Below are 26,129 nucleotides of genomic sequence, written 5' to 3'. Positions count from 1 at the left end.
CGCTTAGGGTGCCTCAGCGGGCCGTCCAGCCCAGGTCCAGGTCCAGCACCGCGCCTGTCATGCCCCACGCTGCGGAGCTCACCACGTAACTCGCCAGCGCCGCCACGTCCGCCGGTTCCAGCAGCCGCTTGATGGCCGCAGGCTCCAGCATGACCTTCTGCTCGACCTCCTGCAGCGTGATGCCCCGCGTGCGCGCCTGATCCGCAATCTGCCCCTCAACCAGCGGCGTCCGCACGTACCCGGGGCAGATGGCATTCACGGTCAGGCCCTGTTCGCCCGCCTCCAGCGCCGCGGTGCGCGTCAGACCGATCAGGCCATGCTTCGCGCTGACATACGCACTCTTGAACGGACTGGCCACATGCCCGTGAATGCTCGCCACGTTCACAATGCGGCCCTGCCCGCTGCGCCTCAGGTGCGGCCACGCGTACCGGCTCAGCAGAAACGGCGCCGTCAGCATCACGTGCAGCATGGCGTCCCAGGTGTCCTCCGGGAACGACTCGATCGGGTCAATGTGCTGGAACCCGGCGTTGTTCACCAGAACGTCCAGGCCGCCCAGCGCGCCCACCGTCTCGTCCACGGCGCGGCGGCAGTCCTCGCGGCGCGACAGGTCCGCGCCGATGAACGTCAGGCCGTGCGCCCGCGCCACCTCACGCGCCTGCGGCCGGTCGAGGTCCAGCACCGCCACCCGCAGGCCGTCCGCCTGCAACCTCAGCGCAATGGCCAGCCCGATGCCACTCGTGCCGCCCGTGACCAGGGCCGCGCGCGTTTCCTGCGTGTCGTGCGTCATGCGGGGAGTCTAGGACGCACCCATCACGCGCCGGTTACGCCGTCCCCGCCCAGCGCGCGCCACAACGCCGCGGTTTCCGGCAGGGGCCGTAGCCCCAGCTCGCCCAGCGCCGCCGTGAGCGCCGCGTACACCCGGCCAGCCGCGGCGCTGCGGCCCTGCGCGTGGTGCGCGCGCATCAGGGCGCGCGCCGCCGGTTCATGCGCCGGATCCAGCTGCAGGGCCCGCTCGGCCGCCAGGGCCGCGCGGGCCGGGCGGGCCAGGGCCAGCGCCGCATCCGCCTCGGCGCCCAGCGCCTCGGGCAGCGCCGTCGCGTACCGTTCGCCCTCCCGCTGCACGGCCTCCAGGTCCAGGTCAGCCAGCTGAGGGGGCAGGCCAAGCAGGCCCTCCAGACGCCCGGACGCACCTGCCGGCAGGCGCAGCAGCGCCCACGCCTGCGCCAGATCCACCTGCAGGTCCGGGCCCGCACGCAACTTCAGCCAGTCCCCGCGCTCCAGGAACACGCCGCTGTGCGCACCCTCCTCCAGCACCTGCCCCAGCGCGTGCAGCGTCACCCGGAAGTTCCGCTCGCCCACCCCGGGCTCGGCGTCCGGAAAGAGCGCCTCCTGCGCCGCCTCCCGCGCCACGCCTCCCGGGTGCACGGCCAGCAGCGCCAGCAGGTCGCGCGCCTTCGCGCGGCCCCATTCGCGCACCCGTCCGTCGCCACGCGTCACCGCGACGCGGCCCAGCACCTGCACGTGCACCTCGAAGCCCGGCGTGTCAGTGACGTCCGGCAGCGCCGCGTAGCCCAGCGCGTGTGCGGCGCGCGACAGCTGAGGCTGCGCGCCCGGACAGGCCGCGCCCAGCCGCGCCAGCAGCGCCGCCCGGGCCGCGCGCGTGGCTGCCGGCGCGAACAGCGACGGACGCCCCAGCAGGAACGGGTAGGTGGCGGCCGCCTGCGCCGCAGCGTCCGCAGGCCCGGCGCCCAGAGCAAACAGTGCCAGGGTGGCCGCCGCCTGCCCGAAGCGGTCCCCGCAACGCCCGAAGATCACCTGCGCCTCCTGCAGGCCGGCGGCCGCCACCCCGGCCGTTGCGGCCGGCCGCGCACTCTGCGCCAGGCCCAGCGCGCCCGTGAGCACCAGCAGGCCGTGCATGTATTCGTCGCCGCCCGTCTGCCCCAGCGCGTCGGCAGTCAGGGCCTGCGCCCGCCCGACCTCCCCGGCCCGCCCCGCGAGCGCCGCGAGACCCATCAGGGGTTCCGCGCGCAGCCGCCCCGAAACGCCCTGCGCCCGGCGAAGCGCCGCCACGTAGCTCTCCTGCGCCGCGCCGGTCGCGCCGGCAGCCACCTGCGCGTGCCCCAGGCGCGCCAGGGCCAGACTCTGCACAAACGGACTCTCCAGCCGTTCGCCCTCGGTCAGGCCGCGCCGCGCGCAGTTCCCGGCGGCCTCCACCTCCCCCAGAGCGGCGTACAGGAAACTTGCCAGCAGCAGGCCTTCCCGGTGGTTCTGCGCGGCCCGCGCTCCGCCCGTCTCACCGTCGGCCAGGGCCAGCGCCCGCTCCAGCGCCGTGTCCAGATCCCCGGAGCGCAGCGCGTACCGGGCGCTGCCCTTCAGCGCGTCCTCCAGCGCCACCGCCTGCGCCAGCTGCCCGGCATTCAGCAGATTCTCCGCCCGCAGACGCCGCACCTCCGGGAGCCCCTGCGGTCCGACCAGCGCCTCAGCGGTTTCCAGAGGCGCCCACGCCAGCGCCGGCTGCACCGTGTCGAGCGCCACGCGCACCTCCCCCAGCGCGCGGTCCAGCGGGCCCGCCTGCGCGTACTCCGAGAGCGCCTCCTCGTAGCGGCTCGCCAGACGCAGCGCGTCCCCGGCCAGCGCGTGCAGCGCTGGGGTCCACACCGCGCGCGGCAGGCGCGCCAGACTGCGGTCCACCAGCGTCACGCGGCCCTGCGCCAGCCACACCCCGCCCCGCTCCGCGAGCAGCGCCGCGGCGCGCGGCGTGTTCCCGGCCAGCAGGTGCGCCGCAAGCGCCCGGCGCAACCGGCCGGTCCGCTCGAAGAACGCCGCGCCACGCGCCGCAATCCGCTGCGCCTCCTGGGAGGGCAGCAGGCCCCGAAGGTGCGCGCGCAGCAGCGGATGTGCCCGGTAGGTGTCGTCCCCCGCGCGCGTCAGGAACGTGCCACTGCCGGCCAGGGCCTCCAGCAGCGCGCGGGCACTCGGTTCATCCAGGGCGTCTTCCAGCAGCGCCGGGATGAGTTCCTCGAACACGCTGCTGCGGGTCAGCAGGCCCCGCAGGGTGGGTTCCAGCGGCCCCAGCACCTCCTGCGCCAGGTACGTGAACAGTGTGCCCAGCGGCGCGTCCCCGCCCTCCAGATCGGCGAGGTCCGCCAGCGTCACGCGGCCCTGTGCGGCCGCCTGCGCGAGAAACCGCACCGCAATCGGCCAGCCTTCCGTCGCCGCGTGGGCCGCGCGGACCTCCGCCGCGGTCAGCGTCAGGTCCTGCGCCGCCCACAGGGCCGCAATCTCCTGCGGTGTGAACGCCAGTTCCGCCGCGGACAGCCGCGCCGCGTCCCCCGACACTTCCAGACGCGCCAGATCCGGCAGCGTCAGTGCCGTGCGTGACAGCAGCGCCACGCGCCCGGCACCGGGAGCAAGCAGCGCCCGCAGCAGCTCGGCGCCCGCCGTGCCGGACAGCACCTGCGCTTCGTCCAGGACCAGCAGCGCCCCACTGCCGTCCAGCACGTCCGCCACGAGACCCGCCACCCGCCGCGGCGCCGCCCCGCCCGCCAGTGCCTCCCCGGGCCGCGCGCCCCCCGTCAGGGCCTGTACCGCCAGGGACAGGCTCGCGGCCAGCACCAGCGGGTCGGCGTCGTCGGCGTCCAGGGTCAGCCAGGCCACCGGGCCGGGCAGCTGCGCCGCTGCCGAGGCCAGCGCCGTGGTCTTACCGTACCCGGCCGGGGCGGTTACCAGCAGCACGCGGGCGTCGAGGGCCGCGAGCAGCCGTGGCCGCGCGACGGCGCCCCGCACCGCAGGCAGGCGCGTGCGCCGCGCTGACGTCAGGTCACGCCAGTTGAGGGTCACGCCGCGAAATCTAGCGTATTTTTACGTGCAGCACGTTCGTTCAGTAGCCCCCACCCGCCAGGAGGGCGGCGTCAGGCCGGCCTGTGCAGGCGCGGACCCGGCCCGGCTGTTGCCCCGGGCCCCACCAGGGCGGCATGTTCCAGGCGGGGCACACAGGGAAGGCACGCGACGTCACTTTCGCGTGCCTTCCCTGTGTGCCCCTGTGTGCCGGTCCGGTCACAGCGCCAGGTAGGCCTCGCGGACGGCCGGGTCGGCCAGAAGCGCCTGCCCGGTGCCCTCCTTGACCACCTGACCGTTCTCCAGCACGTACGCCCGGTGCGCGAGTTTCAGGCTGAGATTCACGTTCTGCTCCACGAGCACCACGGTCACGCCCTGCGCGTTCACGGCCTTCAGGGCCTCGAACACCGTCTGGGTCATCAGCGGGGACAGGCCCAGCGAAGGTTCATCCACGACCAGCACGCTGGGCCGGGCCATCAGCGCGCGGCCCACCGCGACCATCTGCTGCTCCCCGCCGGACAGCGTCCCGGCCAGCTGCCCGGCGCGCTCCTGCAGGCGCGGAAACAGCGTGTACACCTCCGCGAGAGTCTGGGCCGCGCGCGTCCGGGCCCGGGCACTCATGGCGGCGCCCAGTTCCAGGTTCTCCCGGACGGTCATCAGGGGAAACAGTTCGCGGCCCTCCGGCACGTGCGCGAGGCCCAGGCTGACCACGCGGCTCGGTTCCGCCTTCGTGATGTCGGTGCCGCCCAGCGTGATCCGGCCCGCGGTGGGTTTCACCACGCCGCTCACGGCGCGCAGCGTGGTGGTCTTGCCGGCGCCGTTCGCGCCGATCACCGCGACGAACTCGCCGGGCGCGGCGTGCATCGTGACGTTCCACAGCACCTGCACCTTGCCGTACCCGGCGGCGAGCCCCTCGATGGCAAGTTCCTGCCCGGCGGGCCCGTGCGCGGCCACGCTGTGCGGGGCGGGTCTGTTCTGAAGGTGTGTCATGCGTGCAGGCCCTCCTCGGTGCCCAGGTAGGCACTCACCACGCGCGGGTCGGCCGTGACCTCGCGGTACGTGCCGTGCGCAATCACCTGCCCCTGGTCCATCACCACGACCCGGTCGGCCAGATCACGCACCACCGGCATGATGTGCTCGATGAACAGCACGCTCACGCCGCTGTCGCGCACGCCGCGCACCAGGGCCACGGCCTCCTGCGCTTCGCCGGGGCGCAGGCCAGCCATGACCTCGTCGAGCAGCAGCACGCTGGGGTTGGTGGCCAGTGCGCGGGCCACCTCCAGCCGCTTGTCCTGCAGCAGCGTGAGTTCGTGCGCGGCCTTGCCAGCATGCGCGGCGAGCCCGGTGCGTTCCAGCAGCGCCCAGGCCCGCTCGCGCGCCTCCTGAAGCCGCTGACCGGGTTTGCCGAACAGGGCGCCCACCGTGACGTTCTCGTGCACGGTCATTTCGGGGAAGGGCCGCACGATCTGGAAGGCGCGGCCCAGCCCGGCGTGACAGCGGGCCTCCATGCTCTCGCCGGTCACGTCGCGGCCCATCAGGTGCAGGCGCCCGGCCGAGGGGCGGTACACGCCCGACAGGAGGTTCAGCAGCGTGGTCTTGCCCGCGCCGTTCGGGCCGATCACCGCCAGAATCTCGCCCTGGTGGTGGGTAAACGATACGTTCTGCACGGCGAGCAGGCCGCCGAAGCGTTTGGCGAGTCCGTCGGCGCGCAGCACTTCCACGCGCGCCACGGCGGGGGAGAGGCCGGACGGGGGGGCCGCGGCGGTCACAGGTCACCTCCATGTTTGCGGGTGCGGCGCAGGCCCATCAGGCCGCGCGGCAACCACAGGATGCTCAGCATCAGCACCAGCCCGTACACCACCAGGTAGCCGTTCTTCACGCTGTTGTGCAGGAGTTCCTCTGCGACGCGCAGCACGGTCGCGCCCAGCACCGGGCCCAGCGTGGTGTACAGCCCCCCGAAGATCGAGGTGGTGAGCGGCGCGATGGAATTCGCCAGACTGAACGTCTCCAGAGGATTGATGAAGAACGTCTTCCCGGCGTACAGCACGCCCGCCAGGGCCGCCAGCACGCTGGAGATAAAGAAGGCCAGCAGCTTGAACCGCACGATGCTGACGCCCAGCACCCGCGCCGTTTCCTCGCCCTGCCGGATGGCCGCGAACGCAAAGTGCAGCCGGGTCAGGCGCACCGCAAGACTCACGAGAACCGTGAGGGCCAGCAGGCCCCACGCCAGGAAGTACTGCGCGCGGCTGTTGCCGCCCAGCAGCGCCGGCACCAGCAGTCCGTTCGCGCCGCCCGCCACGCCCTCGGGGAGGTTCTGGATGACGGTCCGCACGACCTCCGTGAAGGCCAGCGTGGCAATCGCGAAGTACATGCCGCTCAGGCGCATCGTCACGGCGCCCAGAATCAGGCTGGCCACACCCGCAAGAAGCGCCGCGACAGGCATGGCCAGCAGCCACGGCAGGCCCGCTTTCAGCAGCAGCGCGTACCCGTACGCGCCCAGCCCGAAGAACGCCGCGTGCGCCAGGCTCACCTGCCCGCTGCGCGCCAGAATGTCCCACGACAGCGCCATGATCCCCGCCACCAGCGTGAAGAACGCGATCTGCAGCAGGAATTCCGCGCGGGTGCCCAGCGGCAGGAACGGAAACACGGCCGCCAGCAGCAGGAAGCCCAGCAGGGGCCCCAGGGTCCCGGCGTTCAGGTCGCTGCGCGGCAGGCCGCCCGGAGCGCGGTGCGCCTGAACCTGCGGGGCGCTCACCGCGCCCCCCGGAACGACCGCAGGACCAGCGTGCCGAAAATCATCAGGAAGAACACCGCGTCGCTCCAGCCGCCGCCGCCCGGCACGTACGTCTGCACGAGCGCCTCACTGACGCCCAGCAGGACCGCCGCCCACAACACGCCCGTCAGGTTCCCCAGGCCCGCCATGACGATGATCGCAAAGGCCTTGAGCGCGAACACCAGGCCCACCGTGGGCGACGCGAACAGCAGGACGCTCACCAGCACGCCCGCCACGGCCGCCAGCGCGCAGCTCACGCCAAACGCAATCAGGTACACGCGGTCCACGTTGATGCCAATCAGCTGCGACCCGCGGCGGTTCTGCGCCACCGCCCGCATCTGCCGCCCGACGGTGGTGCGGTACAGCACCGCGTACAACCCGGCCAGGATCAGAGCCGCCAGCGCAAACGCCAGCGCTTTCGGTCCCCCCACGCTCAGGTCCCCCAATTGCAGGCTGCTGGCCTGGTAGGGCGTGCTGACCGTGCGGGTGTTGCCGCCCAGCAGCATCAGCGCGAGGTTCTGCAGCAGGATGCCCAGCCCGAAGGTCAGGAGCATCTGGTTCAGTTCCGGCGCGAGCAGCACGTGCCGGATGCTCACGCGGTACGTGAGCGCGCCGACCCCAAACACAGCCACCGCGATCACCGGCAGGCTCAGCAGCGGGTCGATGCCCAGAAACGCGCTGCCCGCCCAGGCGAGAAACGCGCCGATCATCAGGTACTCGCCATGCGCGAAATTCACGATCCCCACCACGCCCACCGCCAGCGCCAGTCCCGACGCGACCAGGGCGTACAGGCCGCTTTGCAGCAGGCCGTTGACCAGGGTTTGCAACAACAGGTCCATATGCCTCGACTCCCTTCCTGAATGCAGCTTCTGCGCCGCAGGGTCCAGCGCGGAGAAATGATGAGCCCTGAGAGGCCGGGCGGTGGGGAAACTCACCTCACGGCCCGCCGCTCAGAGCTCATCACGTGCGGGCCCGCGCCAGCGGGCGGGCCCGCAGGACCTTACTTGCCGTACACCATGGGTTTCTGCGCGAACTTGATCGGGAAGACCGGCACGCGGGCGTCCCCGAGGAACTGGAAGTGCAGCCAGTTGCCGGCCTTGAAGCCCTGGTACCTGGTTTTCAGGCTGGGGGTGAAGGTCAGAGGCCCGAAGGGTGTGGCCACGTTCGTCTTGGCCAGTTCCGCCGCCACGCGGTCCTTGTCGGTTGTGCCGGCGCGGTTGATGGCAGCGGTGAGCGTCTTGAGGTTCACGTACGCCAGCGGCGCGAAGTACTCGTCGGTGACCGTGCCGAACTTCTTCTTGTACGCCGCGACGAACGCGCGGCTGTCCTTGTTCGGGCTGCTGGACAGCCACAGGCTCAGGCCGGCGACGTTGTCCGCCAGTTTGTTCTTCTCGAAGCCCACCGGCCAGCTGGGCGGCGTGCCGTACAGCAGGCCCAGCTGCAGGTTCTGCTGCTTGATCTCCGTGGCGAGCGGCAGGGCGTCCGTGTCGTAGCCCACCCAGTAGAAGATGTCGGGCTTGGCGGCCTTGGCCTTGCTGACCAGCGGCCCGAAATTCCCGCTGGCCGTCTTGAACTTCTCAGCCATGACGACATTGAACCCGGCCTTCTTGAACGCGTCGATGGTCGCGTCGATGCTGGCGCTGCCGAAGGGGCCGTCCTCGTAGGCGATGGCGATGTTCTTGGCTTTCTTGTACGTCTTGAGGTACTTGAAGTACCCGAGGATCGCCTCGAAGTTGTAGTACGACCAGGGGTGATAGTGGAAGAAGTACGGATGATCGGCGAAGGCGTCCTCCACCACCGTGGAGGCCGCGCCGGTCCAGGCCATGAAGGTGTTGTACTGCTTGGCCGGCCCTGACAGCGCCACGCTCACGCCGCTGCTCACGCCGCCCGCCATGAAATCCACCTTCTCCACGGTCACGAGCTTCACGAATTCCGGCACGGCTTTCGCCGCGTTGCTGCCGTCATCCGCGAATTCCAGTTCCAGCGGTTTGCCCAGCACGCCGCCTGCCCGGTTGATTTCATCGAGCGCCAGCAGGTAGCCGCTGCGGGCCGCCTGCCCCGAGACGCTGCTGGGCCCGCTGAGGGGAAGCAGCACGCCGACCTTCACTGCGCTCGCGCCAGACACCGCGAGCAGAACGCCCGTCATCAGGAGTGTTTTCATGTTCGCCCGGCAGTCTAGGCCCGGTCTGTCACAGGCCCGTTACACCTGCGCCGGGCGGGCGGTGTGACCGGCCCGTAACGCGCCGCACCTAGCCTGAACGGCGATGCGACACAGTCAGGCGACAGGACCCCGGACCCCGCCAGGGGCGCCGGGCGCGGCGAGGAGCGGGGCAGGTGGAGCGGGCGGCCCGACAGGCTGCCCGGCGTTCCGTCCGGGCGTTCCGGCATGACGCCCGGCACCTCCGGATGGACCCGGGCGCCAGCAGGCGGGCCCGGCACGTTCGAACTGCGCGGTGAACTGACGATTCAGGGCGTTGCGGTGCCGCTGCGGCTGGGCGGTCAGGCCTGGGGCGAACTGAACGCCGCGCGGGACAACGCGGTGCTCGTCTGCCATCACTACACCGGCACCATGCGGGCCGCCGGACGGAACCCGGACGGCACGCCCGGCTGGTGGGACACCCTGATCGGCCCCGGCCGGGCGCTGGATACCGACCGGTACCACGTGGTGTGCCTGAACACCCTGGGTAACGTGCAGGTGCAGGACCCGGCCGTGGTGACGACCGGCCCGGCCACGCCCCACCCGGACGGCCGCCCGTGGGGCGAACGTTTCCCGGCGTGGACCATGGCGGACCTGCACGCCGCGCAGCGCGGCCTGCTGCGCGCGTTGGGCGCCCCGCACTGGCACGCGGTCACGGGACCCAGTTTCGGGGGAATGCAGGCGCTGCAGTGGGCGGCGCGCACGCCGGCACTGGCGCCGCGGGTGGCGGCCATCGTGAGCAGCCCGGTGGCGGGCCCGGTGCTGCGCGGCGTGTTCGGCCCGGTGCTGCGCAGCGCGGCCAGTGCGGGGGGGGCCAGTGCGCTGCACGAGACCCTGCGGGTGATCACGTTCTTCGGTCTGGGTGCCGACGGCCTGGAGGCCACGTTCCGCCGTGACGACCTGGACGCGTACCTGCGCACCCGCACGGTGAACGCGGACCTCGCGCACGTGCTGGAAATCGGCCGGGCCGTGCAGACGCATGACATCACCGCCATTTGCCCGCCGGGCGCGCTGCACCAGCAGTGGCGGGAGCACGGCACGCGGCTGCTGAGCGTGAACGTCCGCGGCGACCAGTTCTTCCCGGCTGCGGAAATGCGCGACTTCGCCGCGCAGGCGCAGGCGGCGGGCGTGACGTTCAACCACCTGGAGTTCGATTCTCCCCGGGGACACCTGGGGGGCCTCGCCGACACCGACGCGTTCGAGGCGCCGCTGCGCGCCCTGCTGGAGAGCGACGCGCGGCCTCCCGTGCGCTCCGTGCCGGAGGTCCGCCGTGTCTGACCTCAGGACGCTGGTGGCCGTGCACGGCAATTTCGCCTCGGCGCGCTGGTGGGCGGACCTGCAGGCCAACCCGCCGCGCGGCTGGCGGGTGCTCACGCCGGACCTGCCGGGCTTTGCCGGCACCGCCCATGAGGGCCCGGTGTCCATCGCCGGGTACGCCGACTGGCTTCAGGACTGGCTGCGCGCGCAGGGCGTCACGCGGCCCGTGCTGCTCGGGCACTCGCTGGGCGGCGCGGTCGTGCTCGACTGTGCCGCGCGGAACCCGCAGGCCCTGAGGGGCCTGGTGCTGGCGGCGAGCGCCCCCCTGGGCGGGCTGGTCACGCCCGAGGAGAACTACCCGGTGCTGGAACTGCTGCGCACGGCGCCGCCCCTGATGGAAGCGAGTCTCGGGGCGCTGTTCCCGTCAGGCCGCCCGGCGAACTTCGCGGAGCTCGTGGCTGACGGCGCGCGCATGCATGCCGGGCATTACAGCGGGAACGCCCGGGCTCTGGCTGCGTGGCGGGTCGAGGCCGCCCGCCTCGCCGTGCTGCCGGTGCTGGTCCTGGGCGGCGAACTGGACACCCTGATCACGCCGGACAGGGTGCGCGCCCAGGCCGCCTCGCTGGGCGCCGGGGCGGTGATCCTGCCCGGACGCGGGCACGGTTTCCCTCAGGAGGACCCGGCGGGGTTCCGCGTGCACCTGGACCGTTTCCTGGAAACCCTCCCCGCGCACTAACGAGCGTTCGTTCTACACTGGAGACAAGATGAACAAGGTGTACCCCAGCGCCCAGGCGGCGCTTTCCGACATCGTGGCCGACGGCCAGACCATCGCCGTGGGCGGCTTCGGGCTGTGCGGCATTCCCGAACAGCTGATCCTCGCGCTGCGCGACACCGGCGCGCGGGACCTCACGGCCGTGAGCAACAATGCCGGCGTGGACGGCTGGGGTCTGGGCCTGCTGCTCCAGACCCGCCAGATTCGCAGGATGATCTCCTCGTACGTCGGGGAGAACAAGGAATTCGAACGGCAGTACCTCGCCGGCGAGCTCGAACTGGAATTCACGCCGCAAGGCACCCTGGCCGAACGCATGCGCGCCGGTGGCGCCGGCATTCCCGGCTTCTATACCAGAACGGGCGTGGGCACCATCGTCGCCGAAGGCAAGGAACACAAGGACTTCGGCGGCGAGACGTTCATCCTCGAGCGCGGCATCGTGGCCGACGTCGCCCTCGTGAAAGCCTGGAAAGCGGACCGCGCCGGGAATCTCGTGTACCGCAAGACCGCCCGGAACTTCAACCCGATGGCCGCCACCTGCGGGAAGGTGACCGTCGCGGAGGTCGAGGAGATCGTGGACATCGGGGGCCTCGACCCGGACGACGTGGACACCCCCGGTATCTTCGTGCAGCGCGTCGTGCTGAACGCCACGCCTGAGAAACGCATCGAACAGCGCACCGTGCGCCCGGCGCCCCAGGGCTGAGCCGGCGCCTGACCGCTCAGCGCGGGTCGTCTGCCCACCACGTGTCGAACGGCGTGACCGGCACGGTGCGCTTGTGGCGCGTCTGCCGGTACAGGCCCTCCAGGCGCGCGGCCACGTCGTCGGGCACCGGCTGGCCTTCAAGGTAATCGTCGATCTGCGTGTAGGTCACGCCGAGCGCCACCTCGTCCGGCAGGCCGGGCCGGCTGTCTTCCAGGTCCGCGGTGGGCACTTTGCGCCACGTCGCTTCCGGGGCGCCCAGGTGCGCGAGAAGGGCCGCGCCCTGTCGTTTGCTCAGTCCGGTCAGGGGCGTGAGGTCCACGCCGCCGTCGCCGTACTTCGTGAAGAACCCGGTGAGTGCCTCGGCGGCGTGGTCGGTGCCCACGACCAGCAGGTTCAACTGCCCGGCCAGCGCGTACTGCGCCACCATGCGTTCGCGCGCCTTCACGTTCCCGCGCACGAAGTCCCGCAGCGCCTCACCCAGGGCGTCCGCCGATGCCTGCGCCGCGGCGTCCGCGGACGCCCTGATGTTCACGGTTACGGTCCGGTCCGGACGGATGAACGCCAGGGCCCGCTGAGCGTCGGCCTCGTCGGCCTGCACGCCGTACGGCAGGCGGGCCGCCACGAACGTCGCCTCGTGACCCTGGGCGCGCAGGCGCTCGGCGGCCAGCTGGCACAGCCGGCCCGCGAGCGTGCTGTCCTGCCCGCCGCTGATGCCCAGCACGAACCCCCGCGTGCGTGAGGCGACCGCATAGGCACACAGGAACGCCACGCGCCGCTCAATTTCCGCCGCCGGGTCAATCGCGCTCTGCGCGCAGAGTTCACGCTGAATCTGCTCCCTCAGGGTGGTCATGCCCCGCAGTATTCCATGTGGTCCGCAGCAGGTCCCGCGCTGCGGCCCGCGGCGCAGGCATACACTGAGCGCGTGACCGAACGGCCCACCCGCCTTCAGCTGCCGGACGCCGCCGTGGCCGCCCCGGCACCCGGCACCCTCACGGTGGGGGGCGTGCTAGACCACCTGGACGTGGGACCCTTTCAGGTGCGCCTGCTGATCATCTGCGGCCTGACCTTCGCCGCTGACGCCATGGAGGTCCTGCTGATGGGGTTCGCGCTGCCCGGCGTGAACGCCTCGTTCAACCTGCCGCCCGGAACGCTCGGCGCCAACATGCTGCTGTCGGCCACGTTCGCCGGCATGCTGCTCGGCGCGCCGTACTGGGGCCGGCAGGCCGACCGGCAGGGCCGCCGCCCGGTCTTCCTGCTCACGGTGCTGCTGGGCGTGCTGTTCGGGGTGGTGGGCGCCCTGGCCCCCAACGTGGAGGTGCTGCTGCTCGCCCGTTTCCTGACGGGGTTCGCCATCGGGGGCACCATGGCCGTCGATTACGCCCTGATGGCCGAATTCATGCCGCGCCGGCTGCGCGGCCGTTTCCTGGTGCTCGTCGAGGCGTTCTGGGCGCTGGGCACCCTGGGCATTGCAGGCCTCGCGTACCTGCTCGCCGGGCGGGTCGACCCGGAACTCGGGTGGCGGCTGCTGGTGCTGATTGCCGCGCTGCCGGGCGTGGTGGGCCTGCTGGTGCGCATGGGCGTGCCCGACTCGCCCCGCTGGCTGATCGGGCGGGGCCGGGTGGAGGAGGCGCGCGCCGCGCTGACCCGCGTAGCCCGGCTCAATCGCCGGACCCTGCCGCCCGGCACGCTGGTGGCCCCACCCCCCTCACCCGTGAGGGCGCCCCGCTGGTCGGCGCTGCTGCTCTCCCCGTACCTGCGTGACCGCATGGCGCTGCTGGCCGTCACGTGGTTCGGCATGAGCCTGGGCTACTACGGGATCTTCTCGTGGCTGCCCGCGTACCTGCGCACGCACGGCGTGGACCTGGGCGAAACGTACCGCCTGACCATGGTCGTGGCGCTCGCGCAGCTTCCCGGATACCTGCTGGCCAGCCTGCTGATCGAGTGGGTAGGGCGGCGCCTGACCCTCGTGGCGTTCATGCTGGCCAGCGCTGCGGGCGCCTACCTGTTCCTGCTGTCGGGGTCCGCACAGTGGGCGCTGATCGCGTCCGGCCTGCTGGCGTTCTCGCTGCTGGGAACGTGGGGCGCGCTGTACGCCTACGCCCCGGAGCTGTTTCCCACGCCGCTGCGCGCCAGCGCCATCGGCCTGCTGAGCGCGTCGGCGCGGCTGGGCAGTCTCGTGTCGCCCGCGGCGGGCGCGCTGCTGCTGGCCGGGGACCTGCCCCAGGCGCTCACGGTGTTCGCCGCGTCGTTCATCATCTCGGCCGGGTGCATCTGGGGCATCGGCCTGGAGACGCGCGGCAAGCCGCTGCCCGAAGGAGAACGCGGATGACTCACCCTTCACCCCTCGGGTCGGCGCTGTTCACCGACCTGTACCAGCTGACCATGATGCAGGGCTACCACGCCTGCGGCCTTCACCAGCAGCCGGCCACCTTCGACCTGTACTACCGGCGCAACCCGTTTCAGGGTGGGTACGCCCTCTGGGCAGGCCTGGCGCCCGCCCTCGACGCCCTGCGGGGCCTGCACTTCACGGCACACGACCTGACGTACCTCGAGAGCCTGAAGCTGTTCACGCCGGGCTTCCTGGACGCGCTGCGCACCTGGCGGTTCACGTGCCGCGTCACGGCCTTCCCGGAAGGGCGCGTGGTGTTCCCGGGCGAACCGCTCCTGACCGTGCACGGCCCGCTGTGGGAAGCGCAGCTGGTCGAAACGGCGCTGCTGAACATCCTGAACTTCCAGAGCCTGATCGCCACGAAGGCCGCGCGCTGCCTCAGCGCCGCGCACGGCAGTCCGCACGGCGGGGAGATCGTGGAATTCGGAGCCCGGCGCGCCCAGGGACCCGACGGCGCCGTGGGCGCCACGCGCGCCGCGGTGATCGGCGGGGCGAGCGGCACCAGCAACGTGGAGGCCGCCGCCCGGTACGGGCTGAGCGTCACGGGCACACACGCCCACGCCTGGGTGGAAAGTTTTCCCAGCGAACTCGACGCTTTCCGCGCCTACGCCCGGCTCTACCCGGACGCGACCACCCTGCTGCTGGACACCTTCGACACGTTGCGCAGCGGCCTGCCGAACGCCCTGACCGTCGCGCGGGAACTGCGCGAAGCGGGCCATGAACTGCGCGGCGTGCGGCTGGACAGCGGCGACCTCGCGTACCTCTCGGCGCGGGTCCGCGAGGCGCTGGACCAGGCGGGCTTCCCCGCCGTGCGGATCGTGGCGAGCAACGACCTGTCGGAGTTCGTGATCGAGTCCGTGATCCGCGAGGGCGGCCGCGTGGATGTGTACGGGGTCGGCACGCAGCTCGCCACGGGCGGCGGCGAGGGCGGCGGCGCGCTGGGCGGCGTGTTCAAGCTCGTGGCGCTGAACGGCCAGGACCGCATGAAACTCACCGGGGACCCGGCCAAGACCAGCGTGCCCGGAATCAAACGCGTGTGGCGCGCCCTGGACTCCCAGGGCCGGCTGGTGATGGACGTCATCACCGGGGCGGGCGACCCGGCCCCGCAGGCGGGCGAGCGGGTCAGTGACCCTGCCAACCCCCTGAACTCCCGCCGCGTGCCCGCAGGGCTCACGTGGCATGACCCGCGCGAGGTGATGCTGGAAAATGGCGTGCCCACCCGCCCCCCCGAACCCCTGGGTGCCGCGCAGGCGCGCGCCGCCGCCGACCTGGGCGCCCTGCCCGACGGAACCCGGCGCCTGCTGAACCCGCACCGGTACCACGTGAGCCTCAGCGAGACCCTCCAGGCGCGGCGGGACGCCCTGATCACCGATCTGCGCGACCGTCACGGCCTGTGAGGCCCGTTCCCGGCGCGCTGGCCGTGTACGTGGGCCGCTTCCAGCCGCCGCACGCGGGGCACCTGCTCACCATGCAGGCCGCCCTGGACCGCCACGGCCGGCTGCTGGTGCTGCTCGGCAGCGCGAACCTCGCGCGCAGCAGCCGCAACCCCTTCACGCCGCGGGAGCGCGCCGCCATGCTCCGCGCGGCGCTTCCCGGCGCGGGAGGGACCGCGCGGCGCGTGGCCCTGGCTGCCGTTCCGGACGAGTTCGACGCGGCCCGCTGGGCGGCGCACGTGCGGGCCGCCGTCCGGTCGGCCCGGCCCGCGGGCGAGGTGATTCTCATCGGCTTCGACAAGGACGCCAGCAGCAGTTACCTGCACTGGTTCCCGGAATGGACGCTGGACCCCGCGCCGCCCGTGCAGGCCGCAGGGCGCCTGCTGAACGCCACGGACCTGCGCGAACAGTACCTCGGCGGCGGGGTGGTCCCTTCCGCACTGCCGCCCGCCGTGGGCACCTTCCTGACCGGCTTCCAGGGCACCCGCGCCTACCGGCACCTCAGGGCCGAGCACGCCGCCCTGCGGGCCGAACGGGCCGCGTGGTCCGGCGAGCCCCGCCACGAACGCCTGGACCTGTACGCCGCGCCGCACGCCGGCGAGCCGGCGGTGTGGCTGACCCGCCGCGCCGGTCCCATCGGTGCGGGCCTCTGGGCGCTGCCGGGCACTCCCCTGAACCCCGGTGACCGGCCAGCCGGGGCCAGCGTGTTCGCTCATCCGGGCCGGTCGCTGGGCGTCCCGACCACCGCGCACGTGGTCCGCGCGCCCGCGCCGCCGCCCGGCACGCAGCCCGTGCCGCTGGCCCGCGCCCTGGCCCGGCCACGCAGGTTCTTCGAGGACCACCACGTGATCCTCACGCGGCTCACCGCGCACTGAAACGCGGGTGTGACGGCGCAGCCGCATCATACGAACCGCCGCGCCGCCCCCCGCCCGGGACCCCGGCCCGCGCGGCTTGACACACCCTCCCGCCGCGCCGCAAGCTGCCCCTGGCTCCCACTCCACCCCTGTTCCCCACCCGAAGGAGGCTTCATGCCCTGGACCCGAGACGAGATGGCCGCCCGCGCGGCCCGCGAACTGCAGGACGGCTACTACGTGAATCTGGGCATCGGCCTGCCCACCCTGGTTGCCAACCACATCCCCGAGGGGGTCAACGTGATGCTGCAGAGCGAGAACGGCCTGCTGGGCATCGGCCCGTTCCCCACCGAGGCCGAGGTGGACCCCGACCTGATCAACGCGGGCAAGCAGACCGTGACCGCGCTGCCCGGCGCGAGCTTCTTCTCCAGCGCCGACTCGTTCGCCATGATCCGCGGCGGGCACGTGAACCTCGCCATTCTCGGGGCCATGCAGGTCAGTGAGCAGGGCGACCTGGCGAACTGGATGATTCCCGGCAAGATGGTCAAGGGCATGGGCGGCGCCATGGACCTCGTGGCGGGCGTGCAGCGCGTCGTGGTGCTGATGGAGCACGTCGCAAAGGGCGACGAACACAAGATCCTCCCGGCCTGCACGCTGCCGCTGACCGGGCAGCAGGTCGTGGACCGCATCATCACGGACCTCGGCGTGCTGGACGTCACCCCGGATGGCCTGAAACTCGTGGAACTCGCGCCCGGCGTGACCCTGGAGGAACTCCAGGCGAAAACCGGGGCGCGCATTCACGCCTGAAGTCCGCTCTAGCCGCAGGGGCCCCGGTGTGTTGCCGGGGCTCCTGTGCGCGGCTCAGCTGCGCGTGAATACGGCGTTCACCGGGCCGTCCGGGCGCAGCGTCACGCCCGCGTGCAGGCCGGTGGGGCCACCACCGGGGACGTTCACGCGCACGTCGCGCAGCAGCAGCGCGGCAATCAGGGTGGCTTCCATCAGGGCGAGGTTGTTGCCGATGCACATCCGCGGCCCCAGTCCGAATGGCATGAAGGCCTCGGGGGTGCGCGGCAGGCTCCGCCAGCGGTCGGGGCGGAACTCGTCCGGCTGCGGCCAGTGCGCCGCGCTGCGCTGCAGCATGAAGATGCTGACCGACACGGCCGCGCCATCCGGCAGGTCGAACCCGGCCACACGAACCGGCGCCGTGGCCTGCCGGGGCACCAGCCACGCGGGGGGGTACAGGCGCAGCGTCTCCTGAATGCAGGCGCCGAGCAGGGGCAGGGCGCCCAGGTCGGCAGCGGTCGGCTCGCGGCCCTGCAGGACGCCCTGCACCTCGTTCCGCACCCGGGTCTGCACGTCAGGGTGCCGGGCAAGCAGCAGCAGCAGGAACGTCAGGAGATTCGCGGTGGTTTCGTGCCCGGCGAGAAACAGGGTCATGACCTCGTCGCGCAGTTCCTGGTCGTTCAGGCCTCCGCCCTGCTCGTCGCGGGCGGCGAGCAGCATCCCCAGCAGGTCGCCGCCCTGTACGCCGGCCCGCTGTTCGGCGCGCCGCGCGCTGATGATGCGCGCCACGACGCCGTCCAGCGCCCGGCGGGCCACCGCGGCCCGCTGTCCGGCGGGCGTGGGCAGCCAGCGGGGCAGGTCCACGGCGGCGCGCGCGCGGCTGGCCGTGTGGTCGAGCAGGGGCGGCAACTCGGTTTCCACGGTGCGCAGCTCGCTCTCGGTGAGGCCGGTGCCGAACAGCACGGACGCCACCGCGCGCAGGGTGACCCGGAGCATCTCGCGGCCCACGTCCACGGACGTGCCGGTGCCGGCGGCATTCAGGAGGCGCAGCTGGGTGGGGTGGGTGGCGCGCACGATGTCGCTCGCCATGCCGCTCAGCGCGGACCGGTGAAAGGACGGCTGCATCAGGCGGCGGTGGGTGCGCCAGGTCTGGCCTTCGGCCGTGAGGAGGCCGGTGCCCAGAAGGTCCTGCATTTTCTGGATGCCGCGGCCCTTGCGGAAACGGGCGGCCTGTTCAACCAGCACCTCGCGCGCGGCCTGGGGGTCGCTGACCAGCAGCACCCGCCGCGGCCCGACACGCAGGGTGTAGACGTCACCGTATGCGGCGCGCAGGTGGCGCATGTACCCGATCGGGTCGCGGCGCAGTTCGGCTGCGGCGCGCAGCGGGGACTGCCCGTGCGGGCCGGGCGGCAGGGTGGGGGAGGGCACGCCTGCCATTCTGACACTCTGTCTGCACGCAGGGAGAGGGGTACGCACACACCCTAACGGTCGTTTGTTAGACTGACGGCAACAATGACCCAGTCCGACCCCAGCGCCCCCCCGGCGCCCCCCACCCACACCGCCTGGCCCGACGCCCTGGCCCGCCTCGCTGCGGACCTGGCGGCCGTCCACGCCGGCGGCGGCCCCAAAGCCCAGCAACGCCAGCACGACAAGAACCGCCTCACCGCCCGCGAACGCATCCGGCAGCTTCTCGACGACCAGACGCCCTTCGACGAACTCATGACCTTCGCCGGCTGGGACATGTACCAGGACGTCGGCGGCTGCCCATCCGGCGGCACCGTCACCGGCATCGGCCAGATCCAGGGCCGCCCCTGGATGATCATCGCCAACGACGCCACCGTCAAAGCCGGCGCGTTCTTCCCCATCACCGCCAAGAAAGTCATCCGTGCCCAGACCATCGCCCTGGAAAACCACCTGCCCGTCGTGTACCTCGTCGACTCCGCCGGCGTCTACCTGCCCATGCAGGACGAAATCTTCCCCGACCAGGACGACTTCGGCCGCGTATTCTACCTCAACGCGCGCATGAGTGCCCGCGGCATCCCCCAGATCGCCGCCATCATGGGCAACTGCGTGGCCGGCGGCGCCTACCTGCCCGTCATGTGCGACACCCTGATCATGACCGAAGGCAGCGGCCTGTACCTCGCCGGCCCCGCCCTCGTGAAGGCCGCCATCGGGCAGGTTGTGGACAGCGAGGACCTCGGCGGCGCCAGCATGCACGCCAGCATCGCCGGCACCGTCGACTACAAGGAACCCGACGACGCCGCCGCCCTGAAACGCATCCGCGCGCTCGCCGACCTGTACGCCCAGGGGGACCTTGCCCCCTTCGCCAGACGCCGCCGCGAACCGCTGCCCGCCCCGGAACGCGACCTCACCGACCTCGTCGGCTTTGACGGCAGCCGCACGTACGACGTGCGCGACCTGATCGCCGCCCTCGTGGACGCCGGCGAATTCCACGAATTCAAACCCGAGTACGGCGAAACCATTGTGTGCGGCTTCGCCCGCGTCGGCGGGTACCCCGCCGCGTTCGTCGCCAACCAGCGCACGGTCATCCGGAAGAAACTCAAGGCCGGCGGCGAACCCGGCCTGCGCACCCGCATCGAGGTGGGCGGCGTTATCTACGGCGACAGCGCCGACAAGGCCGCCCGGTTCATCATGGACGCCAACCAGGCCGGCGTGCCCCTCGTGTTCCTCAGCGACGTTACCGGTTTCATGGTCGGCCGCGACAGTGAGCAAGAAGGCATCATCCGGCGCGGCGCGAAACTCGTGAACGCCGTGAGCAACACCGTCGTGCCCAAAATCACCATCATCACCGGCGGGTCGTTCGGCGCCGGCAACTACGCCATGAACGGCAAGGCCTACGCGCCGCGCTTCCTGTTCGCGTGGCCCAGCGCCAAGTACGCCGTCATGAGCGGCAACGCCGCCGCCAAAACCCTGCTCGACATCCAGCTCGCCGCCCTGAAACGCGCCGGACACCAGCCTGACGACGAGGAACTTCAGAAGCTCTACGACGACGTCAAAGCCAAATACGACACCGAACTTGACCCCCGCTACGCCGCCGCGCGCCTGTGGGTGGACGAGATCATCCCGCCGAACGACACCCGCGAACGCCTCATCCGCGCCCTGGACGCCTGCGCGCAGAACCCCCACCAGGACGAGTTCCGGGTCGGTGTCTTCCAGGTCTGACTCGCTGAACCGGCCCGTCCCCCAGTTCCCACCCCCAAGGAGCCTCCCATGACCAGCACCCTGAACCGGCCCGACACCCAGAACCCCCACACGCAGCCCATGAACGACGACCAGCGCACCATCATCAGCGCCCTGCGCGCCTTCCTGAAGAACAAGGTGGAACCCGGCGCCGCCGAACGAGACCAGACCAGCGAATTTCCCGCCGACATCGTGCGGGAACTCGGTGAGATGGGCATCATGGGCGCCCAGACGCCCGAAGAGTACGGCGGCGCCGGGCTGGACACCGCCACCTTCGCCATGATCATCGAGGAAATTGCCGCTGTGGACGGCAGTCTGTGCCTGACCGTCGCCTCCCACAACTCCCTGTGCCAGGGCCACATCCTGATCGGCGGCACCGAAGCGCAGAAGCAGAAGTTCCTGCCGGCCCTCGCCAGCGCCACGAAACTTGGCGCGTGGGGCCTCACCGAGCCCGGCAGCGGCAGCGACAGCGGCGGCATGCAGTCCCGCGCCGTGGAACAGGCCGACGGCAGCTGGGTCCTGAACGGCAGCAAGAACTTCATCACGCAGGGCAGCGTCGGCGGCACCTACGTCATCCTCGCCCGCACCGACGCCCCCCGCCCCGGCAAGGGCAAGAACGACGGCATCAGCGCTTTCGTCTTCAACCGCGACGAGGTTCAGGGCTTCAGCATCGGCCGGAAGGAAGACAAGCTCGGACTGCGCAGCAGCGACACCGCCCAGCTGATCTTCGAGGACATCCACCTTCCCGCCGACGCCCTGCTCGGTGAGCGCGGCAACGCCTTCAGGGACGTCATGAAAGTCCTCGACGGCGGCCGCGTGGGCATCGCCGCGATGGGCCTCGGCCTGGGCCGCGCCGCTTTCGAGTACGCCGCGAAATACACCCAGAGCCGCGAACAGTTCGGCAAACCCATCGGGCACAACCAGAACCTCGCGTTCCGCCTCGCGGACATGGACACCAAACTGGAAGCCGCCCGCCTCCTCATCCGCAAAGCCGCAGACCTCAAGGACGCCGGCATGAACTTCACGGTGCCCGTGGCGCGCGCCAAGCTTTTCGCCACCACCGTCGGCGTCGAGGCGTGCGACGAGGCCATCCAGATGCTCGGCGGGTACGGGTACATCAAGGAGTACCCCGTTGAACGCTACTGGCGCGACAACCGCCTGACCCGCATCGGTGAGGGCACCGACGAGGTGCAGCGTCTCGTCATCAGCCGCGACGTCCTCAAACGTTTCGCTGAGTAACGCAGCGCCGCAGGAGGAAGGGGGGCCGTCCGCAGAGGAGAAACGGCCTCCCTCCTGCGTGTGGGCCGCGACGCGCGGCCTGACCGGCGGGCGGGGAAGCCCGAACCCCCGCCCGGAGTGAAGCCTCACCGCTGCGCCGGGAACGCCGTGGCCCGGGTGCCCCGTCACGCCCCTGCACCGGGCGCCCGCCTGAAATGCGCCACCCCCCGCCCGAATCTGCTTGCATGAAGGCATGACAGATGTGTGGCGCAAGCAGTACACCCTGGACTTCGAGGACGACTTCAGCGGCCCGGCACTGCGCCGCGACCGGTGGCTGCCGTTCTACCTGCCCCAGTGGGCGGGACGCGCGCAGTCGGCCGCGCGGTTCGAGCTGCCCGGCCGGGGCCTGCACCTGCTGATCACCGAGGATCAGCGCCCCTGGAACCCGGCGTTCGACGGTGAACTGCGGGTGTCCAGCGTTCAGACCGGCTGCCGGTCCGGACCGGCCGGCAGCCCGGACGGACAGCACCACTTTGCTGCGGGCCTGCGCGTGGTCGAGGCGCAACCCGACGAGTGGCTGTATACCCCGCACTACGGGCTGTTCGAGGTGGCGCTGCGCGCTGACCTGCCCGCCGGGTACCTCGCGGCCTTCTGGATGATCGGCGTGGAACGCACCCCGCAGGAATCCGGGGAGATCTGCGTGTGTGAGCTTTTCGGACATGAACGCGGGCAGGAGCACTACCGGGTGCGTTTCGGCGTGAAACCCATTCACGACCCGGCGCTGCACCTGGACATGCACGACGTCCTGATGCCTGGCAGTCCGGCTGACCTGCACGTGTACAGCGCCGAGTGGACGCCCCGCGAGGTCGTGTTCCGGATTGACGGGCGTGAGGTCGGGCGGGTGCCGCAGTCCCCGAAGTACCCCATGCAGTTCATGCTGAACGTGTATGAACTGCCCGCAGAGCTGCCGGGCGGGGGTCGTTCCGGCCCCTGGCCGAAACGCGCGGAGGTCGCGTGGGTGCGCGGCTACCGGCGCGGCGGCCACGGGGGCGCGGACGCCGGGCCTTCAGTGGAAGCTGGCGATCCGGTCGCGTAACAGGGCGAAGAAGGCGTCTGCGTTCACGTGGGTCATGACCTGGGCGTTCGGTGGCCTGCCCGTGACGTTCCAGATGTCAGCGACGGTGCGGCCGTGGTTGGGGCCGCCCGTCAGGTCGATCTGCACGTGCATGGGCTGCACGGTGAACAGGTCCGGGCGCAGCAGCCACGCCACCGTCAGCGGGTCGTGCAGCGCCCCACCTTCCCAGCCGTACCGCTCACGGTGGTGCTCGGCGAAGAACGCCAGGAGGTCCGCGACGAACGCACCGACGGGCGTGTTCAGCGCCCGGAACAGCTGCACGCGGGCAGGATGCGCGATGGCCTGGTGGCTGGCATTCAGGCCGATCATGGTCAGGGGGACGCCACTCCCGAACACGACGTGCGCGGCGTGAGGGTCGGCCAGCGCATTGAACTCCGCGGCGGGCGTCCAGTTGCCGGTGTCGGTGCTGCCGCCCATCCACACGACCTGCCGCACGAGAGGCACAATGTCCGGCGCGAGGCGGAACGCCAGGGCGACGTTCGTCAGAGGCCCGGTGGGCACGAGCGTCACCTCGCCGGGAAGCGCGCGCACGGTACGGATGATGAAGTGCGCGGCATGCTCGGGTTCGGTGCCGCGGGTGGGTTCAGGCAGGTGAGGCCCGTCGAGGCCACTGTCACCGTGCACGGCTTCAGCGCTGATGCGCTCCTGCACGAGCGGCCGGTCCGCGCCGGCGTACACGGGAACAGCCGAGCGCACGAGTTCACGGGTGATCAGGGCGTTGCGGGTGGTGCGTTCCAGACCGACGTTCCCGAAGACACTGGTCAGACCCAGCACGTGGAGTTCAGGACTGGCGAGGGCCAGGAGGATGTTCACGGCGTCGTCGTGGCCAGGGTCGAGGTCCAGAATGACAGGCTGCGGGGCGGGCATGAAGGCAGTGTCGCACGTGTTCCGCGAGTGGGGACGGGCGGGGCGGGGAGCGTGAACTCATCGTAAGGTCAGTGCCATCTCTGTCAGGTTGATGTCAATAGACTGTGGACATGAATGGCCTGCGCGAATTCGTAGACTGGCTGCGTGAGGTGCTCAAGGGGAGCCCTCAGCCTCAGCCGGTTCCGGTTCCCGTGCGCGTGCGTGACCGCCGCTGACGGGCTGCAGCATCGCCTCCCTCCTGCCGCTCCTTCCCGCTCACCGCTCCAGCCGGTGAGCGTTTCCATGCCGTCGGCGCGCGGAGTGTAACGCGCGCGAGCGGCGGCTGTCTGACCGGCGCTATTCTGCGGGGCGTGGTGCAACCGGGCGTGGCGGACAGCGAGCATGGAATGGGGGAACTGCGGGCGCTGATTGCGCCGCGTTCCGCGGAGGACAGGACGCGGGTGGACCGCGCCTACGCGTTTGCCAGGGACGCGCATGATGGCGTGCGCCGCAAGAGCGGCGAGCCCTACATCACCCACCCGGTGGCGGTCGCGGTGATCCTGGCGCGCCTGGGTATGGACACCGAGAGCATCATGGCCGGGCTGCTGCATGACACCGTTGAGGACGTAGACGGCGTGACCTTCGAGCTGGTCGAGAAGGAGTTCGGGCCGGACGTGCGCCGCATTGTGGAGGGCGAAACCAAGGTCAGCAAGCTCTCGAAGCAGGGCTCGCAGGCGGCGGAGGTGCGGGAGGCGGGCCGGGACGTGCAGGCGGAGAACCTGCGCCAGATGCTGATCGCCATGACGGGTGACATCCGCATCATCGTGGTGAAGCTCGCCGACCGGCTGCACAACATGCGCACGCTGGGCAGCATGCGGCCGGACAAGCAGCAGCGCATCGCGCGGGAGACGATGGACATCTTCGCGCCCCTCGCGCATCGCCTCGGCATCGGGCAGATCAAGTGGGAGCTGGAGGACCTGAGTTTCCAGTACCTTCAGCCCGACGAGTACGCGTACCTGCAGTCGCGCCTGCGCACCCGGCAGGAGGAACGCCAGTCGCTGATCGAGCGGGCAGTGCAGCAGCTGCACGACGCGCTGACCGACGACCTGGAACTCCCGGAGTGGGTCGCGGACATTGACATCGCGGGGCGCAGCAAGCACCTGTGGAGCATTCACAACAAGATGCAGCGCGAAGGCAAGGCGCTCGAACAGATCTTTGACCTGCTGGCCATCCGGGTGATTCTCACCCCGCGGGACCTCGTGGTGCCGCCCGGCACGGACGAGAAGCGCCGCGAGCGGGCCGAGGAGACGCGCGAGAAACGCATCTGCTACCACACGGTCAGTATCGTGCACAGCGTCTGGACGCCGCTGCCCGGCCGCTTCAAGGATTACATCGCGGTACCGAAACCCAACGGGTACCAGTCGCTGCACACCACCGTGATCAGCCCCAGCGGACAGCCGATCGAGGTGCAGATCCGGTCGCGGCGCATGCATGAGGTCGCGGAGTACGGCATTGCCGCGCACTGGATGTACAAGCAGGGCAACCAGCTGGCGCAGCGCGACCGGGAGAACTGGATCTCGCAGCTGCGCGAACTGCAGAACGAGATCAACGACGCCTCCGACTACATGGACGCCGTGAAGGTCGACATCCTCTCGCAGCGCGTGCGGGTGTTCACCCCCAAAGGCCTCGCGATCAGCCTGCCGGCCGGCAGCACGCCGGTGGATTTCGCGTATCACATTCACACCCGCATCGGGGAGACCACGGTGGGCGCCCGCGTGAACGGGTCAATCGTGCCGCTGTCTCACAAGCTGGGCAACGGGGACATGGTGGAGATCGTCACCAGCAAGAACGGCCACCCCAGCAAGGACTGGCTGAACTTCACCGTGACCCGCTCGGCCCGCAGCAAGATCCGGCATCACTTCCGGCAGCAGGAACGCAGCGAGGCGCTGCAGCACGGCCATGACCTTCTGGAACGCTACCTGCGCAAGCGGCAGCTGGCGGTCAGGCAGCTGATGCGCACCAAACTGCTGGAAGACGCCGCGCTGAAACTCCTGGGCTCCCGCAACCCGGACGACCTGTACCTGGCGCTGCACGCCGGAAAGCTCACGCCCAGCAGCGTGGGCCGGGTCCTTTCCCCCAGCCTCGCGCAGGAACTCGCCGCCCCGCCGGCACGCCGCGCGCCCGCCCCGAAGGCCCCCGAACCGGGCGGGGTGTTCGTGGAAGGGTTCACCACGAACACGAAACTCAGTCAGTGCTGCAGTCCCATCCGCGGGGATCAGGTTATGGGGTACCTGACGCGCGGGCGGGGCGTCAGCGTGCACCGCATCGACTGCCCGAACATGATCCGGCTGCTCAAGGACGAACCTGAACGCTGCGTGGCAGCCTCCTGGGACGCCGGAACGCCCGGCAGCATGCTCGTGGACGTGGACGTGATCGCCCCGGACCGCGCCGGACTGCTCGCCGACGTGCTGGGCATCCTGGCCCGCGAGAAGCACAGCCCCACCAAGGTGGAGGCCGTGGTGGGCATGGAGGAGATCGCCGTGATCCACCTGCGCCTGAACGTGGCCGGGCAGGGCGACCTGGAAGCCATCCGCCGCGCGATCCTGTCACTGCCCGGCGTGCAGGACGTGATCCGCGTGGGCGGCCGGAAACGCAACGGCGCGAGCGCCTGACCACCGGCCCCCCACGCCCACTGCACTACACTGCGCGGCATGCCTCAAACTGCTGCCCGGGCGCG

At 71.1% G+C, this 26,129-nt stretch carries 21 protein-coding genes; 11 read left to right on the top strand and 10 right to left on the bottom strand.

From position 1 onward, the window contains the following. Positions 1 to 13: 13 nt before the first annotated feature. The 7 genes from LAJ19_RS08195 to LAJ19_RS08165 all read right to left on the bottom strand — a co-directional run bounded on the left by LAJ19_RS08195 (position 14) and on the right by LAJ19_RS08165 (position 8,771). Entirely contained in the window at positions 14 to 787 is a 774-nt protein-coding gene (locus LAJ19_RS08195) for a 3-hydroxybutyrate dehydrogenase (RefSeq protein WP_225475286.1), read from the bottom strand. 23 nt (positions 788 to 810) lie between these two features. After that, a complete protein-coding gene (locus LAJ19_RS08190) occupies positions 811 to 3,840 on the bottom strand; it encodes an AfsR/SARP family transcriptional regulator (RefSeq protein ID WP_225475285.1) in 3,030 nt (1,009 codons plus the stop codon). Positions 3,841 to 4,056: 216 nt separating this feature from the next. Beyond that, positions 4,057 to 4,827, bottom strand: coding sequence for an ABC transporter ATP-binding protein (locus tag LAJ19_RS08185; RefSeq protein ID WP_225475284.1), 771 nt, complete (start codon positions 4,825 to 4,827; stop codon positions 4,057 to 4,059). Next, positions 4,824 to 5,606, bottom strand: a complete 783-nt coding sequence (locus LAJ19_RS08180; RefSeq protein ID WP_225475283.1) for an ABC transporter ATP-binding protein — start codon at positions 5,604 to 5,606, stop codon at positions 4,824 to 4,826. The genes LAJ19_RS08185 and LAJ19_RS08180 overlap by 4 nt, the downstream gene beginning before the upstream one ends. After that, positions 5,603 to 6,592 (bottom strand): branched-chain amino acid ABC transporter permease, encoded by a 990-nt coding sequence (locus LAJ19_RS08175; RefSeq protein WP_225475282.1) that lies wholly within the window; start codon positions 6,590 to 6,592, stop codon positions 5,603 to 5,605. Before LAJ19_RS08175 ends, LAJ19_RS08180 begins: the two co-directional genes overlap by 4 nt. Beyond that, complete coding sequence (locus tag LAJ19_RS08170; RefSeq protein WP_225475281.1) at positions 6,589 to 7,449, bottom strand: branched-chain amino acid ABC transporter permease; 861 nt, start codon at positions 7,447 to 7,449, stop codon at positions 6,589 to 6,591. Before LAJ19_RS08170 ends, LAJ19_RS08175 begins: the two co-directional genes overlap by 4 nt. A gap of 161 nt (positions 7,450 to 7,610) precedes the next feature. Further along, the gene (locus tag LAJ19_RS08165; RefSeq protein WP_225475280.1) at positions 7,611 to 8,771 is read right to left on the bottom strand and encodes an ABC transporter substrate-binding protein; all 1,161 of its coding nucleotides are present in this window, start codon (positions 8,769 to 8,771) and stop codon (positions 7,611 to 7,613) included. Between the two features lie 225 nt (positions 8,772 to 8,996). Between LAJ19_RS08165 and LAJ19_RS08160 the strand changes: the two genes are divergently transcribed. From LAJ19_RS08160 to LAJ19_RS08150, 3 genes are read left to right on the top strand one after another with little or no spacing between them, the layout of a single operon-like run. Continuing rightward, positions 8,997 to 10,085, top strand: coding sequence for an alpha/beta fold hydrolase (locus LAJ19_RS08160; protein WP_225475279.1), 1,089 nt, complete (start codon positions 8,997 to 8,999; stop codon positions 10,083 to 10,085). Beyond that, positions 10,078 to 10,800 carry an alpha/beta fold hydrolase gene (locus LAJ19_RS08155; protein WP_225475278.1) on the top strand — a complete coding sequence of 241 codons (723 nt, stop codon included), beginning with the start codon at positions 10,078 to 10,080 and terminating at the stop codon, positions 10,798 to 10,800. The genes LAJ19_RS08160 and LAJ19_RS08155 overlap by 8 nt, the downstream gene beginning before the upstream one ends. A 28-nt stretch (positions 10,801 to 10,828) precedes the next feature. Beyond that, the gene (locus tag LAJ19_RS08150) at positions 10,829 to 11,536 is read left to right on the top strand and encodes a CoA transferase subunit A (protein WP_225475277.1); all 708 of its coding nucleotides are present in this window, start codon (positions 10,829 to 10,831) and stop codon (positions 11,534 to 11,536) included. 16 nt (positions 11,537 to 11,552) lie between these two features. On the opposite strand, the gene nadE is transcribed toward LAJ19_RS08150, so the two are convergent. After that, the gene (gene nadE, locus LAJ19_RS08145) at positions 11,553 to 12,386 is read right to left on the bottom strand and encodes an NAD(+) synthase (RefSeq protein WP_225475276.1); all 834 of its coding nucleotides are present in this window, start codon (positions 12,384 to 12,386) and stop codon (positions 11,553 to 11,555) included. A 72-nt stretch (positions 12,387 to 12,458) separates the two neighbouring features. Between nadE and LAJ19_RS08140 the strand changes: the two genes are divergently transcribed. From LAJ19_RS08140 to LAJ19_RS08125, 4 genes are all read left to right on the top strand, one after another. Next, entirely contained in the window at positions 12,459 to 13,865 is a 1,407-nt protein-coding gene (locus tag LAJ19_RS08140) for an MFS transporter (RefSeq protein WP_349774804.1), read from the top strand. Beyond that, positions 13,862 to 15,322 carry a nicotinate phosphoribosyltransferase gene (locus LAJ19_RS08135; RefSeq protein ID WP_225475275.1) on the top strand — a complete coding sequence of 487 codons (1,461 nt, stop codon included), beginning with the start codon at positions 13,862 to 13,864 and terminating at the stop codon, positions 15,320 to 15,322. Before LAJ19_RS08140 ends, LAJ19_RS08135 begins: the two co-directional genes overlap by 4 nt. Then, positions 15,319 to 16,233, top strand: a complete 915-nt coding sequence (locus LAJ19_RS08130) for an adenylyltransferase/cytidyltransferase family protein (protein WP_225475274.1) — start codon at positions 15,319 to 15,321, stop codon at positions 16,231 to 16,233. The genes LAJ19_RS08135 and LAJ19_RS08130 overlap by 4 nt, the downstream gene beginning before the upstream one ends. A 153-nt stretch (positions 16,234 to 16,386) precedes the next feature. Continuing rightward, complete coding sequence (locus tag LAJ19_RS08125) at positions 16,387 to 17,016, top strand: CoA transferase subunit B (protein WP_225475273.1); 630 nt, start codon at positions 16,387 to 16,389, stop codon at positions 17,014 to 17,016. A gap of 54 nt (positions 17,017 to 17,070) precedes the next feature. Here LAJ19_RS08125 and LAJ19_RS08120 read toward each other — a convergent pair whose 3' ends face one another. Beyond that, positions 17,071 to 18,420 carry a cytochrome P450 gene (locus LAJ19_RS08120; RefSeq protein ID WP_225475272.1) on the bottom strand — a complete coding sequence of 450 codons (1,350 nt, stop codon included), beginning with the start codon at positions 18,418 to 18,420 and terminating at the stop codon, positions 17,071 to 17,073. 84 nt (positions 18,421 to 18,504) lie between these two features. Between LAJ19_RS08120 and LAJ19_RS08115 the strand changes: the two genes are divergently transcribed. The 3 genes from LAJ19_RS08115 to LAJ19_RS08105 all read left to right on the top strand — a co-directional run bounded on the left by LAJ19_RS08115 (position 18,505) and on the right by LAJ19_RS08105 (position 22,507). Next, a complete protein-coding gene (locus tag LAJ19_RS08115) occupies positions 18,505 to 20,175 on the top strand; it encodes an acyl-CoA carboxylase subunit beta (protein ID WP_225475271.1) in 1,671 nt (556 codons plus the stop codon). Positions 20,176 to 20,223: 48 nt separating this feature from the next. After that, positions 20,224 to 21,432, top strand: coding sequence for an acyl-CoA dehydrogenase family protein (locus LAJ19_RS08110; RefSeq protein ID WP_225475270.1), 1,209 nt, complete (start codon positions 20,224 to 20,226; stop codon positions 21,430 to 21,432). Between the two features lie 232 nt (positions 21,433 to 21,664). Continuing rightward, the gene (locus LAJ19_RS08105; RefSeq protein WP_225475269.1) at positions 21,665 to 22,507 is read left to right on the top strand and encodes a glycoside hydrolase family 16 protein; all 843 of its coding nucleotides are present in this window, start codon (positions 21,665 to 21,667) and stop codon (positions 22,505 to 22,507) included. Here LAJ19_RS08105 and LAJ19_RS08100 read toward each other — a convergent pair. After that, entirely contained in the window at positions 22,478 to 23,413 is a 936-nt protein-coding gene (locus tag LAJ19_RS08100; RefSeq protein WP_225475268.1) for a nucleoside hydrolase, read from the bottom strand. The two genes, LAJ19_RS08105 and LAJ19_RS08100, sit on opposite strands and share 30 nt — an antisense overlap. A gap of 386 nt (positions 23,414 to 23,799) precedes the next feature. Between LAJ19_RS08100 and LAJ19_RS08095 the strand changes: the two genes are divergently transcribed. Beyond that, positions 23,800 to 26,064 carry a RelA/SpoT family protein gene (locus tag LAJ19_RS08095; protein WP_225523230.1) on the top strand — a complete coding sequence of 755 codons (2,265 nt, stop codon included), beginning with the start codon at positions 23,800 to 23,802 and terminating at the stop codon, positions 26,062 to 26,064. Positions 26,065 to 26,129 lie beyond the last annotated feature (65 nt).

It is taken from the genome of Deinococcus taeanensis (assembly GCF_020229735.1).
Taxonomy (GTDB): domain Bacteria; phylum Deinococcota; class Deinococci; order Deinococcales; family Deinococcaceae; genus Deinococcus; species Deinococcus taeanensis.
Note: the sequence above shows the minus strand (reverse complement) of the source record. Positions and strands in the feature narration are given on the sequence as shown.